Source organism: Poseidonibacter parvus (genome assembly GCF_001956695.1).
GTDB classification, from domain to species: domain Bacteria; phylum Campylobacterota; class Campylobacteria; order Campylobacterales; family Arcobacteraceae; genus Poseidonibacter; species Poseidonibacter parvus.
In genome coordinates this window covers 20,028-34,785 of sequence record NZ_CP019070.1, presented here as the reverse complement: position 1 = coordinate 34,785, position 14,758 = coordinate 20,028, and the positions used below count along the sequence as shown (strand labels likewise).

Genomic DNA, 14,758 nt, shown 5'->3' with positions numbered 1-14,758 from the left:
ATAAATTATTATAATTCTTTATTCTTCTTTTAGCGTTGAGAGAGAGCTAGTTTTATTCCAAGTGCTACTAAAACAGTAGAAGTCAATATATTCATAACTTTTACAATACCTGGATTCTTTTGAAGTTTTGAACTTAAAAGATTTGCTGCAATTCCTATACTTGAAAATACAACAACTGTCATAATCATAAATATAATTCCTAAAGTAATCATTTGAAGTGGCACATTTCCAGCTTGTGTATTTACAAATTGTGGTAAAAAAGCTAGAAAAAATATTGAGACTTTCGGATTTAAAATATTCATAATAAATCCTTTAAAAAATAGCTTTTTAAGCTCAGAGCTAGAATTTTGTACACTTAAATCTAAAGGCTTATTTCTATATTTAAAAGCTTGATACGCAATATAAAGTAAATAAGCAGCTCCTGCATACTTTACAATATCAAAAGCCATTTGTGAAGTTTGGAATATTACAGAAATACCAAGTGCAGCAGCACTTGTATGAATGATTAAACCACTACAAAGCCCAAAGGTTGTGATGATTGCAGCTTTCTTACTTTTTGTCATTCCTTGGGTTAATACATAAATATTATCAGGTCCTGGTGCTAAACATAGTAAAAATGAAGCTGCTATAAAAAGCAGTAATTGTGTTGCTTCAATCATTATTTTCCCTTTTTATATTATTTTATATTTTATATTATTTCGTCCATTATCTTTTGCTTCATATAATTTAGTATCAGCTTCTTTATAAATAAAGTCTAATTTATGATCTAAATCTATATCTTTACTTTCAATAATGATTAATCCAAAAGATGCTGTAACAATACTTAAAGGAGGATTTTCCTTATGTTTTATTTCAAGTTCTTCGATATTGCTTTTTGCAAGATTCGCAAGTTCTAGAATATCCTCTTGTGTTTTTGCATTTATTAACACTCCAAACTCTTCTCCACCTAATCTGAAAATCAAATCATCGCTTCGTTTAAATGTGTCTTTTAAAGACTTAGAGAAGGAAATAAGAACATTATCTCCTTCTTGATGACCATAAGTGTCATTATATTTTTTAAAATAATCAATATCTAAAATCATAAAGCCAAAAACTTTATTACTTCTTACCGTCTTATCGAATATTGCTTTTGCTATATCATTAAAATATCTTCTATTATACAAAGAAGTTAATCCATCAGTAATTGATAACTCATAAATTCTTTTCTTATCTGTAATATCCTGTCTTACAGCATAGTAACCTATTTTATTTTTCTGCTTATCAAAAATTGGTTCAATAACCGCACTAACCCAATAAGAAGAACCATCTTTACGAAGATTTTTTATTTCACCTTTCCAAGTATTGTTTAGATTTATTGTTCCCCATAAATCTTTATAAACCGAACTTGGCATATCAGGATGCCTTACAATACTATGACTTTTTCCAACTAATTCACTTTTCTTATAACCAGATATTTTACTAAAAGCAGAAGAAACAGAAGTTATTATACCTTTAGTATTTGTTGAAGATGAAATAATATTATCATCAAAAATTTTATTAAAAGTATCTAATTCTTCACGTTGTTCAATATTTGTAAAAAGATTAAAAATTTTTGTCTTTAATTCCTCTTCAATGATTGGTTTTTGAATAAAATCATCGACACCAATTTTATATAAATTTGTTTTTAAATCCTTATTAATTTCATTATTAATAATTAATATAGGTACATTAGTATATTTCTCATTTTCTCTTAACATTTTAGTAATACTTATTATATCCTCAAGTAAAGTTTCATAATCAAAAATTATAAATGAAATATCATAATCATTTTTTACTATATCAATAATCTCTGAATTACAATTTGCTTGTTTTATATCTAAAGAAAAACTCTTTAATACATGTTTTATTTTTACTTTCGAATCTATTGATTCACTAATAAGTAATACCTTGTAATCTTTTATGTGTGCAAAAAGTTCCACAAGATTATAAGCATGTTTTAAACCATAAGTAGTATCTTTTAAAACATAATCAATTACATTAAAATTCTTTTTATATTCTACTTGTAATTCATTATTAATTTTTGAGCTAAGAATGATTATAGGAATATAATCAGATTTTAATATATTTGTTAGTTTATTATCTGATTTAGCAAGGTATTTAATACTTAATATTATAGTAAAAAAGTTATTCTTTTTTATTAACTTTTTTGCTTCTTTTGTATTATTTGTAGTATATATTGAGAAGTTATTTTTTTCAGCAAACAATTTTATAAAAGAGGTAATAACATGTATAGAATCATCTATAATTAGTAGTTTTTTCAAGTTATTCCTCTTCTAGTATCAATTTTAAAAAAATTATATCATATGAAGTGTAAATAAAATATAAATATACTATTCTTCACTTTTAAAGATTATAGCAATATCTGGATTGTTTTGATTTTTGATTTTTGTTATAATTTCTACAATTAAAAATATCACTTAAAATAAGGAATATAAAATGAATTATATATCAAACGCAAACCTAAAAGAAGCAGATTCAGAAGTATTTGAAATTTGTGAAAATGAATTAGAAAGACAAACAGATCATTTAGAAATGATTGCAAGTGAAAACTTTACATCTCCAGCTGTTATGCAAGCAATGGGTTCAGTTTTTACTAATAAATATGCAGAAGGTTACCCTTATAAAAGATATTATGGTGGTTGTGAACAAGCTGATAAAGTAGAACAACTAGCAATTGACAGAGCTTGTGAAATCTTTGGATGTAATTATGCAAATGTACAACCACATTCAGGAAGCCAAGCTAATGGTGCAGTATATGCAGCATTATTAAAAGCTGGTGATAAAATTCTTGGTATGGATTTATCTCATGGTGGACATTTAACTCATGGTTCTAAACCATCATTTTCTGGTAAGAACTATACTCCTTTTTATTATGGTGTTGAATTAGATGGTAGAATTAATTATGAAAGAGTAATGGATATTGCTAAAATTGTTCAACCAAAAATTATTGTTTGTGGTGCTTCTGCATATGCAAGAGAAATTGATTTTGCTAAGTTTAGAGAAATAGCTGATGCAGTTGGAGCTATATTATTTGCTGATATTGCACATATTGCTGGACTTGTAGCAGCAAACGAGCATATGTCTCCATTCCCTTATGCAGATGTAGTAACAACTACAACACATAAAACACTTCGAGGACCTAGAGGTGGAATGATAATGTGTAATGATGAAGATATTGCTAAAAAATTAAACTCAGCTATTTTCCCAGGATTACAAGGTGGACCATTAGTACATGTAATTGCTGGTAAAGCAGTTGCATTTAAAGAAATTCTAAGTCCTGCTTGGAAAGACTATGCAAAACAAGTAAAAGCAAATGCAAAAGTATTAGGAGAAGTTCTAGTTTCAAGAGGATATGATATCGTATCTGGTGGAACTGATAATCACTTAGTATTAGTATCATTCTTAAATAAAGAATTCTCAGGAAAAGATGCAGATGCTGCACTAGGAAATGCTGGAATTACTGTAAATAAAAATACAGTACCAGGTGAAACAAGATCTCCATTTGTAACATCAGGGATTAGAGTAGGATCACCTGCATTAACTGCACGAGGAATGAAAGAAAAAGAGTTTGAAATCATTGCAAATAAAATGTGTGATGTATTAGATGATATTGAAAACACTAAATTACAAGAAACAATTGCACAAGAATTAAAAGAACTTGCATCTAATTTTGTGATTTACAATCAATCTACTTACTAGTGAGTATTTATTAACTAATTAAAAGTATAAGTGGTATAGAATACCACTTATACTAAACCTTATAGGAAATCTCATGGATGATAAGCTATTACTTGAAAATGAAAACTATAAAAAAATAGAAAAAGTAATAAGATACATCGATGATAATTTCAAAGAACAACCCTCAATAGACACAATATCAGAATATATAGGAATGAGTAAATTCCACTTAATTAGAGTATTCAAAGAATATGTTGGTGTGACTCCTATTCAATTTTTACAATCTGTTACTTTAAATTATGCAAAAGAGCATTTAAAAGAATCAAAAAGCATACTTGATAGCTCACTTGATATGGGTTTATCAAGTCCTAGCAGATTGCATGATTTATTTGTAAATATTATTGGTGTAACTCCTAAAGAATATAAAGAATCTGGGCAAAACGTAGAGATTACTTATGGTTATGGATTTACTCCTTTTGGAGAGGCTTTAATTGCCTTTACAAAAAGAGGTGTTAGCTATCTTGGTTTTGTTGATAATAATAAAGAAGCAATTTTCGCAAGATTTAAAGAACTTTGGGAAAAAGCAACACTAATAGAAGATGATAAAAAAGCACAAGATTATCTTGATAATATATTTATTGAAAAGAAGAAGTTTGATTTATATGTAAAAGGAACAAACTTTCAAATAAATATTTGGAAAGCCTTATTAAATATTCCAAATGGAACAATCACAACCTACCAAGATATTGCAAATAGTATTAATAAACCAAAAGCAGTACGTGCAGTCGCTAGTGCAATTGGTTCAAATCATATAGGATACTTAGTACCTTGTCATAGAGTTCTTGCAAAATCAGGTGCCATGAGTGGTTACCGTTGGGGAATTGAACGAAAAAAAATACTTATTGCTTATGAGGCATTAAAAAACTAATTTTAGGAAAAGAATGTCAATACAATTAGAAAAAGGTGCTACTTCAGTTAAAATTGCACAAGGATTAAGAGATTTTCCAAAAGAACTATATAGTTTAGAAAATAGCTTAGAAGTTTTGGATTTAACAGATAATAACTTATCCTCTTTACCAGATGATTTTTATAGATTTAAAAAACTAAAAAGACTGTTCCTTTCAAATAATCAATTTAATCATGTCCCAAAAGTATTAGCTAAGCTCTCAAAGTTATCAATGATAGGAATAAGAAACAACCAAATTAAAATATTTGAAGAAAACTCATTACCTCTTAATACTAGATGGTTAATTCTAACAGATAATGAACTTACAGCACTTCCCAATTCAATAGGAAGTTTAAAATTTCTTCAAAAATGTATGTTATCAGGTAATAAACTAAGTTTCCTTCCTGAAACTTTTACTAATTGTACCAATTTAGAGTTATTAAGAATTTCAGCAAATAAACTAGAAGTATTTCCCACTTTATTACTATCTTTACCTAAACTTTCATGGCTTGCATATAGTGCAAATCCTTTTTGTAAAAAACATCCTAAAATAAAAGATAAGTTAAAAGTTGTTTCATGGGAAGAGTTAGAAATTAAACAGCTTTTAGGAGAAGGAGCTTCTGGAAATATTTATAAAGCAATTTTTAAAAAAGAAGAAGTTGCTATAAAAATATTTAAAGGTGAAATGACATCAGATGGTTTACCACAAGAAGAAATGGATATCAATATTTCAATGGGAGTACATAAAAACCTTATTGATGTATTAGCCCAAGTTTCTAATCATCCTGAAAATAAAGATGTCTTAATGCTTGAATTAATTCCATCAAGTTTTAAAAACTTAGGTCTACCTCCTAGTTTAGAAAGTTGCACAAGAGATACTTATCCAAGTGACTTTAAACTCTCTATAAAAGATAGTTTAAAAATACTACAAGAGATAGCAAATGCTTCTTTTCATATGCATGAAAGAGGTATTATGCATGGAGATTTTTATGCTCATAATATTATGATTGATAAAAACTATAATAGTATTTTAGGTGATTTTGGAGCAGCTTCTTATTATGAATTAGAAGAAATAGAAATTAAAAATGCTTTAGAAAAAATAGAAGTAAGAGCTTTTGGATGCTTAATTCAAGAGTTGTTATCTCTATGTAAAGAAAACTTATCCAATAAAGAAATAAGAGATTATTTAATCAAGTTACAGAATAAGTGTAAAAATGAAGTAATAGAAAAAAGACCTTTATTTAAAGAAATACTAAAGATATTAAATAATTTATTATAAAACAGATTAATATTATTTTTGTTATAATTATTATATAAAGGTAATATAAATGCTAAATTATGTCTTCCAAAAATACAAGCTTTTAATAATAGTAACATTTCTTCTATCTGCAGGTTTTATTATAGCTTCATTTTTTAGCTATAAAATTGCTGTAGATTTAACAAAAGATCAATTAAAATATAAATCTTTGCCATTAAGCAGTGATAATATTTATTCTGAAATCCAAAGAGATTTATTAAAACCAAATTTAATCTCTTCTTTAATGGCTCAAGATACTTTTATGATTAATTGGATTAAAAATGGAGAAAAAGATGTAAATCAAATTTCCTCGTATTTAGCTGCAATAAAAAAGAAATATAATACTTCAAGTAGCTTTCTAGTATCTGATATTACAAAGAATTACTACTATTCAGAAGGTATTTTAAAAACAATTAGTCCAAGTGATAAAAGAGATAATTGGTTCTATAGAGTAAAAAATGTTGTTGATGTTTATGAGAGTAATATTGACTTAGATTTAGCAGCAGAAAACTCTATGACAATATTTACAAATTACAGAGTTGAAGATGATAAAGGTAATTTTTTAGCAGCTGTAGGAGTAGGGCTACAAACACAACATGTGAGTAAACTTTTAAAAGATTATAAAGAAAAGTATAATCATGATATTTCTTTTATAAATAAAGAAAATAAAGTCTTGATTTCATCAAATAATATTGAAGAACTAAATAAAAAAGATATAACTTACATAAATACACTCATTAATAATTTCAATAATAAAAATAAAACAACTCAAGAATATACAAAAAATGGTAAAGATTATATTGTAAATATTAGATTTATAGATGAATTAGACTTATATTTATGTGTTGAAGCCCAAGAGAATACATACAAAAAAGAAATTGAAAATGCTTTATATTTTAATATTCTTATGTTTTTAATTATTGTAATAATCATTATGATATTAATTATATATTATATAAATAATACTCATAAATCACTTCAAAAGTTTGCAAATACTGATAAACTAACTTCATTAAATAATAGAAATAGTTTTGATAAAGCTTTTAAAAGTATGTTTAATACAAAAACTAAAAACTTAACTCTGCTTATATTTGATGTTGATAAATTTAAAACGATAAACGATAAGTACGGACATATAATAGGAGAAAAAGTTTTAATTAGAGTTTCAGAATTATTTAAAAGAACTTTTAGAGAGCATGACTTAATTGCTCGATGGGGAGGAGATGAGTTTGTTGCACTACTTCCTAATCTAGATAAGCAAACTGCTTATAACCTTGCTCAAAGACTTAGAATCAAAGTAGAAGAGGATAAAGGCTTAAAAGAGTTATTAGATAGACAAATCACTGTTAGTATGGGTATTGCTACAAAAACTACTGAAACTAGTGCTGAAGAATTATTCTCTAGAGTTGATAAGAATCTATATCAAGCAAAAAAAGAAGGTAGAAATAAAATCATTTATTAGTTATCAAATTAATTCTAAAAACCACTAAATGAACACCAAAAAAATATAAACTTCTGTAAACAAAGGAGTTTATATGTCTTACACAAAGAAAAGATATTTTACATATCTATTTATTACAATATTTACATTGCTAATACCTTTCATTACAATCAATGGTAATCACATCTTACTTTTATCTTTTGATAAATTGCAGTTTCATATATTAGGCTTTGTTTACAATGTAAGTGAACTTTATCTTATGCCATTTTTACTAATGTTCTTATTTATTGGGATTTTTACAATTACAAGTATATTAGGAAGAATTTGGTGTGGATGGGCCTGTCCTCAAACAATTTTTAGAACTATATATAGAGACTTAATTGAAGGTAATATTTTAGACTTACGAAGAGTAAAAAATAAACAAAAAGATATTGATTATTCTAAAAATTCTAACAAGTTAAAAAAGTATATATCAATTTTTCTTTGGATTATTATTTCACTAATGATTGCTACAAATTTTATGTGGTATTTTGTTCCACCTGAAGATTTTTTTATGTATATTTTAGATCCATTAAATCACTCATTTATGATTATATTTATAATATCAACTGCTATGTTTTTAGTTTTTGATATTATATTTATGAAAGAGAATTCTTGTGTTTATATATGTCCTTATTCAAGAATTCAATCTTCTTTATATGATAATGATACAAAGCAAATTGTTTACGATACTTCAAGAGGTGGAAATGTTTTTGTAAATAATGAAAAATCTATCTTTAAAATGAAAGAATGGAAAGCAAATGAAGAGTGTACAACTTGTGAGGCATGTGTAAAAATCTGCCCTACAAATATTGATATTAGAAAAGGTTTACAAGTTGAATGTATTAACTGTTTAGAGTGTTCTGATGCATGCACTACTGTAATGGGAAAACTTGGGAAGAAGTCTTTAATTAATTGGGGAAGTACAAATACAATTATCAATAAAAAAGTATCAAAGATATTTACAAAAAGAAATATAACTTATTTTACTTCCTTAATATTATGTCTTGTTTTAACTGGAGTATTTGCTTCAAAAAAAGAGTACTTTTTATTAAATGTTAACAAAACTACAAAACTTTATAATATAAAAGAAAATGCAAAAGTTTCCAACAACTATATATTAACTTTTCACAATACTCAAAAAAGAGTATATACATATAATTTAGCTTTAGAAGATAGTAAAAATTTTAAAATAAAAAGATTTAAAGCTTTTAAATTAAATCCAGGAAAAAGAGCTAAAAAAGTTTTAATTATAGAGACTAAAAAGAGACTTTATTTATCAGATAAAAAAGACACTCCTTTAAAAATAAAACTTATAGCTTATGCAAAAGAAGACAAAAAAATAAAACTTGAAAAAGAACTAGCTTTTATTTATCCAAGAAATGATTTGTTAAAAAACTAATCAAATGACTTTTCAAAAAAGAGGGTAAATACAGCACCCTCTTTTTCATTTAAAACATCAATTTTCCCTTCAAAACTCTCTTCAATGATTAACTTTACTAAATAAAGACCAATCCCTGAACCATCTTCTTTTGTAGTAAAATATGGCTCAAAGATTTTTGTTAAGTTCTTTTTATTTATTCCTCCTGCATTATCTTTTATTGCAATTATAACCTCAGCATTATTAGAATTAATATCAATATTTATCATTGGGTTTTGAGTACTTTTTAAAGCATCTATTGCATTTGAGACAAGGGCTAGGATTACTTGTGACAACTCATTTTTAACACCAAAGATTTGAATATTCTCATCTGTATTTACATTAACTTCTAAGTTAATATTATATTTCTTTAAATTTGCATCTAAAATAGTAATACAGTTTAGTATTGCTTCTTTAACACTAAAGTTTTCTTTTTGTTTTGAAGGTGTATAAAACTCTTTAAAATCATCTATTGTTTTAGATAAAAACTGTAACTGACTATTTGCTTGAGTAATCTTCTTTTCAAAATATACCTCATCAAGTTCATTTTTTGAAAAACGTTTTTTTAAGTTCATTAGAATATATGATAAGTTATTCAAAGGCTGTCTAAACTGATGAGTAATATTTCCTATCATTTCACCTGATTTTGCTAACTTTGATTGTTGTAATAACATATCTTCATAAGAATTACTTTGTATTTGTAAGTTATTGTATTTATATGCTACTGAGATAGTAAATAAAATAGCCTCTATTGCAAAAACTAATAAAACTAAATCCATATATCCACTTTGTTCATAAATGCTTTTAAAATCCATTACAAATAAAATAAAACATAAAACCGACCAACCAAGAACATATATAACTGTTGCTTTAAACTCTTGCTTTAAATTAAAGATTATTGATACAAATAAGATTGCATAAATAATTGTATAAGGTAAATACTCAAAAAGCATATAATGATAAAAGGAACTAAGAATTACAACATTAAGTAAAAAGGTATTAAAAAGTAACTCATTTAAATTTTTCATTTTTGGAAAAAACTTACCTTCATAGAAGGATACTGCAAAGACAAGTGAGCTTAAACTAGCAAAAAGCAAGGCTAAGTCTTCAAACAAAGAATTTATAGAAAAAAGTTTACTATAAGATAATATATATACAAGAGAGAATATCTGCATAAAACAATAACTTACATAAAATATCTCTTTTGAATATATATACCTAATAAAAGTATAAACAATAGTCATAATTAAAATACCAAAAGTAACTCCATATACTAAAACTGTATTTAAATCATAAATCAATTTTATATCCAGTTCCTGAAAGATTTAGGATTAATTCTTTTGGTATTTTTGTTTTTATATTTTTAACTAAGGTTTTTAATGCATCTTTACTCATAGCATTTTCATTCCATACATAGTTTTCTATTTCAGTATATGTAACATATCTATTTTTATTTTTAAGTAGTAATGTTAAAAAGTCTATTTCTTTTGTTCGCAGTTTTACAATCTCATCTTTACAAACTAGAGTGCTATTAAAGATATCAAAAGTGTAATCACTATTTAACTTATATATATTAGAAGAATCATTATTAATACTTTCTATACACAAAGACAAAGCCTCTTGAAATTCCTGTTCTTTAAGAGGTTTAATCAAGTACTTTACAAGTTGCAGTTCAATTGCTTTAAATAAATATTCCTTATTTGAAAATGCTGATATTACTATTACTTGTACTTTTTTATCTTTTTCTCTTATTCTTTGAATAAACTCTAAACCATTTAACTTTGGCATTTGAATATCTGTAATAATTAAATGAGGCTGATGCTTCTCATAAAGCTTTAAAGCACTAAGAGCATCACTAGATTCATAGATATATTCAAAATAGTTTTCTAAGTACTCTATGCCATTTTCTCTTGCTATGTCATCATCTTCAACATAAAGTACTTTTATTTTATTATTCAATCTTAGTCTTTTAAAAGTGGCAACTTATCTAATAACTTCTCACAATAGTCCCATTGTTCTAAAGTTTCCTTCCATTGCTGTGGAATTGCATCAACTCCAAAATATGCACCTAAAACCATACCAATTGCAATTGATCTTGAAGCATTATCTCCACCTACCATTGCATTTGCTTGAAGGGCTTTTTTAAGACCATCTTTTTCATCTGCATATTTTAGTATAAAGTAAATACTTCCAGGCATAGTACCTTCAGTAGGACTTGCTTTCCCTACTTTAATTGGTTCACTTCTTCCAACATCCCATAATCTTGCCATTGATGTAATTGCTAAATCATCACAGAATAACTCTTTTGAAAGATCAGACTCTGGATTTATAGCTTCTTCATATTTTGAAATTGCTTGTTTTGTTTTTTCTTCAAAAAAACCACCCATTAAAATAGCAACATCTTCAATAGCAGATCTTGGATGCTCACCTCTTAAAACTCTATGTGTTACACGAGCAAAAAACTCACCACCACCAAGTGCGTGAACATCTTTGTGTGTAAACATAGTTTTTCTTGCAACATCAACTATTTCTTCTTCTGTTTCATAATAAGAGTGAGCTGCTATATGTCTTATAGCAGTTGCATTTGAAATACCACCAAGATACTGTACAGGTGTTCCATTTTTAACTTGTGAATATGTCTCTTTAGTCATAGTACAAATCCATGAACCCCATGAATGCTCTAACCTATTCATCCAATGAGGAAGCATTGGTGCAACTTCAAAAGCTCTAGGAGGATTTGATATACTTGCAAGATGTTCTAAAACTAAGATATTATAATCTCCATAATCAGTTGTTCCTCCTGCACTTTTTCCTGGATGGTAATTTCTTTGACCCCATCCAATACCGTGAGTTTCTCCACCCATTTTTTCACCAGGACTCATAAACTTTTCAATTGGCTTTTGTCCATAAGCTTCATAAATCTTTTTTGCATCATATTCATAGTGAGAACCTAAACATAAAGCATCTCCTACAATAGCGCCAAAAAAGGCACCTTTTAATTTGTTTTTATCTAATTTTATATCTGTTTTATTACTCATAATATATTCCTATTTTTTTGATAAAACATTATAACTTATTTTCTTTATGTTAAAATTCAATTATGAGAGAATACAAAACACCTAATAAAGAAATAATACTAACAACTACAATTGATACTCCACTTGGCCAAATGTTTGCAGCTGCTTCAAAAAAAGGAATAGTAATGCTTTGCTATTTCACACCTTTTAATATAGAAGCTAGAATTGATATTTTAAAAAAGAGTTTTGACACTGATATTATTCCATCTGAGTGTGAATATTTTGATATGTTAAGAATTCAACTTGAAGAGTATTTTAATAATCAAAGAACTACATTTGAATTACCAATGCAACTTATTGGTTCTACATTTCAAATACAAGTATGGAAAGAGTTACTAAATATTCCTTATGGAAGTATTCAAAGCTTTTCTTCTTTTGCATCAAAAATTGATACTTTAAATACAAATAGAGCAACACAAAAAGCAATTGAGAGTCCTCTTGCTCAAAATATGCTAAATATAATCGTACCTTGCCATAGAATACAAAAAGATGATGGAAGTTCTAATATATATGCAGGTGGAAATGAAGCAAAAGAGTTTTTATTAAATTTAGAAAGCAAAAGAGCGTAGAATAAGTGATAAACAAAGCTATATTTAGACAGTACGATATTAGAGGTATATTTCCAAATGAATTAAATAGTGATAATACAAAACTTATTGGATATTACCTAGGACTTGAAATACAAAAAAGGACAGAAAAAAAAGCTTACGTAATAATTGGATATGATATTAGAAAACATTCAACAATGCTTTTTAACTCACTAATTAGTGGACTTAATCAATCTGGATGTAAAGTATTAAATATAGGTCTTGTAGCAACTGGAGTTAATTACTTTGCTTCATACCAAGAGTTTAATATTGATAATAAAACAATAAAGCCAGATGCATCTATAATGATAACTGGTAGCCATAATGCAAAAAAATATAATGGCTTTAAAACAACAATACAAAACCAACCTTATTTTGCAGATGATTTAATAAGGCTTTACGAAGATATTAAATCAAATGAAAATATAAAGATTGAAGATAATCATGATTTTATTAAAGTTGATGCTAAGAGTTTATATATAGATTATATGATTAAACAGTTCTCACACTTGAAAGATTTACCAACAAAATTTATAATTGATTGTGGAAATGGAATGGCTGATACTGTTATTACTTCTATCTTTGATAAACTAAATTTAAACTATAAAGCCTTATATACAAAACCTGATGGTAACTTTCCAAATCATCATCCAGACCCTAGCAATGAAAAGAATCTATCTGATTTAAAAAGTCATTTAAAAGATGATTGTCATTATGGTTTTGCTTATGATGGAGATGCCGATAGAATTGCAGTTCTTACTCAAAAGTATAATATCAAGGGTGATATCTTAGCACTTTTGTTTTCAAAAACTATGAAAAACCCTGTAATTATTGGTGAAGTTACATATTCACAAAATGTATTTAATGAGATAAATACACATGGCACAACTATTATGAATAAAACAGGTTATTCAAACTTACGACTTAAACTCAAAGAGCTAAATGCTGATTTAGCAGCTGAGGTTTCAGGGCATATATTTTTTAATGATAGATATTATGGTTTTGATGATGCTATTTATGCAACATTTAGAGTTTTAGAGTTAATTTCTTCAAATATGAATATTGACAAAGAAATAGATAGTCTACCAAAAATTTATACTAGTGAAAATATTGAAATACAAATAGAAGAAGAAAAAAAGTTTTTATTAATGCAAAAAATAGAAACTTCATTAAAGAGACTAAATAGAGACTTTCCTATAATTAAAAATATTATTACAGTTGATGGTCTTAGAATAAACTTTGAATATGGTTGGGCCTTAGTAAGAGCTTCAAATACAAATCCAATCTTAGTTACAAAATATGAAGCAAGTAGCTTTGCAACTGCAAAAACATATCAAAATGCCCTAGAGAAATTAATACAAAAGGAAATAAATGAATTTAATAGCACTACAAATTAAAACCCAAGAAGATTTTTCAAAAAACCTAGAAAACTTAAAAGAATTAATTATACAAAGTCCAGAAAACTCTATTATTTTAGCACCTGAAATTGCTTTAAGTGGATTTTGTTATGACAGAATGCAAGAAGCCTCAGAGTTTTCTATTATTGCTATAAAAGAGCTAATGCAATTAGCAGTAAATAAAACTATAGCTCTAACACTAATAACTCAAAAAAATGGAAAGTTTTTTAATACCTTACATATTTTCAATAATCAAGAGTTAATTCATACACAATCTAAAGTAAAACTATTTCCACTAGGCTCTGAACATGAGCATTTTGAAGTAGGAAATGAAGAAGATATAAAAATTATTGAGATAAATGGAATTAAAATTGCCACTTTAATTTGCTTTGAGTTAAGATTTCCACAGTTATGGGAAAAAATAAAAGGTGCTGATATAATCTTAAATCCTTCTATGTGGGGAATAAAAAGAAAAGACCATTATGAAACAATTTCTAAATCTCTTGCCTTAGTTAATCAATGTTTTGTAATTGCTTGTAATAGTAGCGATTCAAATATGGCAAAAGGAAGTGCAATAATTTCACCTTTTGGAAATGTAAATAAAGATGATGAAAAAGAAATAATAATTGAAAAATATGTTCATGAAGAGATAAAAAAAGTACGTAAATATATTAATATTGGTTTATAAGATTTATCAAAAGTTGTAAAAAATCTAAAAAAAAGTAAAAAAAGTCACTTAAAATTGTAAAAAATATTTATAAATATTTTAAAATTATTTTTTTATTTTATTTTTATAAAAATTATTGTAATTTTTAATAATTTTTATAAAATAAAATC

General features: G+C 26.4%; 13 protein-coding genes. 8 read left to right on the top strand and 5 right to left on the bottom strand.

All coding sequences use genetic code 11. From position 1 onward, the window contains the following. Positions 1–29: 29 nt before the first annotated feature. Positions 30–659: a LysE family translocator gene (locus LPB137_RS00170; protein ID WP_076082749.1), complete on the bottom strand. Its 630-nt coding sequence runs from the start codon at positions 657–659 to the stop codon at positions 30–32. Positions 660–671: 12 nt separating this feature from the next. Continuing rightward, positions 672–2,300, bottom strand: coding sequence for an REC domain-containing diguanylate cyclase (locus tag LPB137_RS00165; RefSeq protein WP_076082746.1), 1,629 nt, complete (start codon positions 2,298–2,300; stop codon positions 672–674). Positions 2,301–2,475: 175 nt separating this feature from the next. Between LPB137_RS00165 and LPB137_RS00160 the strand changes: the two genes are divergently transcribed. From LPB137_RS00160 to ccoG, 5 genes are all read left to right on the top strand, one after another. Then, positions 2,476–3,738, top strand: a complete 1,263-nt coding sequence (locus tag LPB137_RS00160; RefSeq protein ID WP_076082743.1) for a serine hydroxymethyltransferase — start codon at positions 2,476–2,478, stop codon at positions 3,736–3,738. A gap of 73 nt (positions 3,739–3,811) precedes the next feature. Further along, on the top strand, positions 3,812–4,645 hold the full coding sequence (locus tag LPB137_RS00155; protein WP_076082741.1) for a bifunctional helix-turn-helix domain-containing protein/methylated-DNA--[protein]-cysteine S-methyltransferase: 834 nt from the start codon (positions 3,812–3,814) through the stop codon (positions 4,643–4,645). A 13-nt stretch (positions 4,646–4,658) separates the two neighbouring features. Then, positions 4,659–5,942 (top strand): leucine-rich repeat-containing protein kinase family protein, encoded by a 1,284-nt coding sequence (locus LPB137_RS00150; protein WP_076082738.1) that lies wholly within the window; start codon positions 4,659–4,661, stop codon positions 5,940–5,942. A gap of 49 nt (positions 5,943–5,991) precedes the next feature. Further along, the gene (locus tag LPB137_RS00145) at positions 5,992–7,422 is read left to right on the top strand and encodes a sensor domain-containing diguanylate cyclase (RefSeq protein WP_076082735.1); all 1,431 of its coding nucleotides are present in this window, start codon (positions 5,992–5,994) and stop codon (positions 7,420–7,422) included. 73 nt (positions 7,423–7,495) lie between these two features. Continuing rightward, the gene (ccoG, locus tag LPB137_RS00140; RefSeq protein ID WP_076082732.1) at positions 7,496–8,842 is read left to right on the top strand and encodes a cytochrome c oxidase accessory protein CcoG; all 1,347 of its coding nucleotides are present in this window, start codon (positions 7,496–7,498) and stop codon (positions 8,840–8,842) included. Here ccoG and LPB137_RS00135 read toward each other — a convergent pair. From LPB137_RS00135 to LPB137_RS00125, 3 genes are read right to left on the bottom strand one after another with little or no spacing between them, the layout of a single operon-like run. Further along, entirely contained in the window at positions 8,839–10,161 is a 1,323-nt protein-coding gene (locus tag LPB137_RS00135) for a HAMP domain-containing sensor histidine kinase (RefSeq protein ID WP_337251432.1), read from the bottom strand. The genes ccoG and LPB137_RS00135 overlap by 4 nt on opposite strands. Continuing rightward, a complete protein-coding gene (locus LPB137_RS00130; protein ID WP_076082729.1) occupies positions 10,151–10,819 on the bottom strand; it encodes a response regulator in 669 nt (222 codons plus the stop codon). Before LPB137_RS00130 ends, LPB137_RS00135 begins: the two co-directional genes overlap by 11 nt. Positions 10,820–10,821: 2 nt before the next feature. Then, positions 10,822–11,898 carry an ADP-ribosylglycohydrolase family protein gene (locus LPB137_RS00125; RefSeq protein ID WP_076082726.1) on the bottom strand — a complete coding sequence of 359 codons (1,077 nt, stop codon included), beginning with the start codon at positions 11,896–11,898 and terminating at the stop codon, positions 10,822–10,824. Positions 11,899–11,960: 62 nt separating this feature from the next. Here LPB137_RS00125 and LPB137_RS00120 point away from each other — a divergent pair, with 62 nt between their 5' ends. From LPB137_RS00120 to LPB137_RS00110, 3 genes are read left to right on the top strand one after another with little or no spacing between them, the layout of a single operon-like run. Further along, positions 11,961–12,506: a methylated-DNA--[protein]-cysteine S-methyltransferase gene (locus tag LPB137_RS00120; RefSeq protein WP_076082723.1), complete on the top strand. Its 546-nt coding sequence runs from the start codon at positions 11,961–11,963 to the stop codon at positions 12,504–12,506. 5 nt (positions 12,507–12,511) lie between these two features. Beyond that, positions 12,512–13,921: a phosphomannomutase/phosphoglucomutase gene (locus tag LPB137_RS00115; protein ID WP_076082720.1), complete on the top strand. Its 1,410-nt coding sequence runs from the start codon at positions 12,512–12,514 to the stop codon at positions 13,919–13,921. Continuing rightward, complete coding sequence (locus LPB137_RS00110) at positions 13,896–14,609, top strand: nitrilase-related carbon-nitrogen hydrolase (RefSeq protein WP_076082717.1); 714 nt, start codon at positions 13,896–13,898, stop codon at positions 14,607–14,609. Before LPB137_RS00115 ends, LPB137_RS00110 begins: the two co-directional genes overlap by 26 nt. The last annotated feature ends 149 nt before the right edge of the window (positions 14,610–14,758 follow it).

Bases quoted from the DNA above. Each gene is read 5' to 3' on its own strand.
- LPB137_RS00170 (WP_076082749.1), bottom strand. From the start codon at position 659: ATGATTGAAGCAACACAATTACTGCTTTTTATAGCAGCTTCATTTTTA.
- LPB137_RS00160 (WP_076082743.1), top strand. From the start codon at position 2,476: ATGAATTATATATCAAACGCAAACCTAAAAGAAGCAGATTCAGAAGTA.
- LPB137_RS00155 (WP_076082741.1), top strand. From the start codon at position 3,812: ATGGATGATAAGCTATTACTTGAAAATGAAAACTATAAAAAAATAGAA.
- LPB137_RS00150 (WP_076082738.1), top strand. From the start codon at position 4,659: ATGTCAATACAATTAGAAAAAGGTGCTACTTCAGTTAAAATTGCACAA.
- LPB137_RS00145 (WP_076082735.1), top strand. From the start codon at position 5,992: ATGCTAAATTATGTCTTCCAAAAATACAAGCTTTTAATAATAGTAACA.
- ccoG (WP_076082732.1), top strand. From the start codon at position 7,496: ATGTCTTACACAAAGAAAAGATATTTTACATATCTATTTATTACAATA.
- LPB137_RS00125 (WP_076082726.1), bottom strand. From the start codon at position 11,898: ATGAGTAATAAAACAGATATAAAATTAGATAAAAACAAATTAAAAGGT.
- LPB137_RS00120 (WP_076082723.1), top strand. From the start codon at position 11,961: ATGAGAGAATACAAAACACCTAATAAAGAAATAATACTAACAACTACA.
- LPB137_RS00110 (WP_076082717.1), top strand. From the start codon at position 13,896: ATGAATTTAATAGCACTACAAATTAAAACCCAAGAAGATTTTTCAAAA.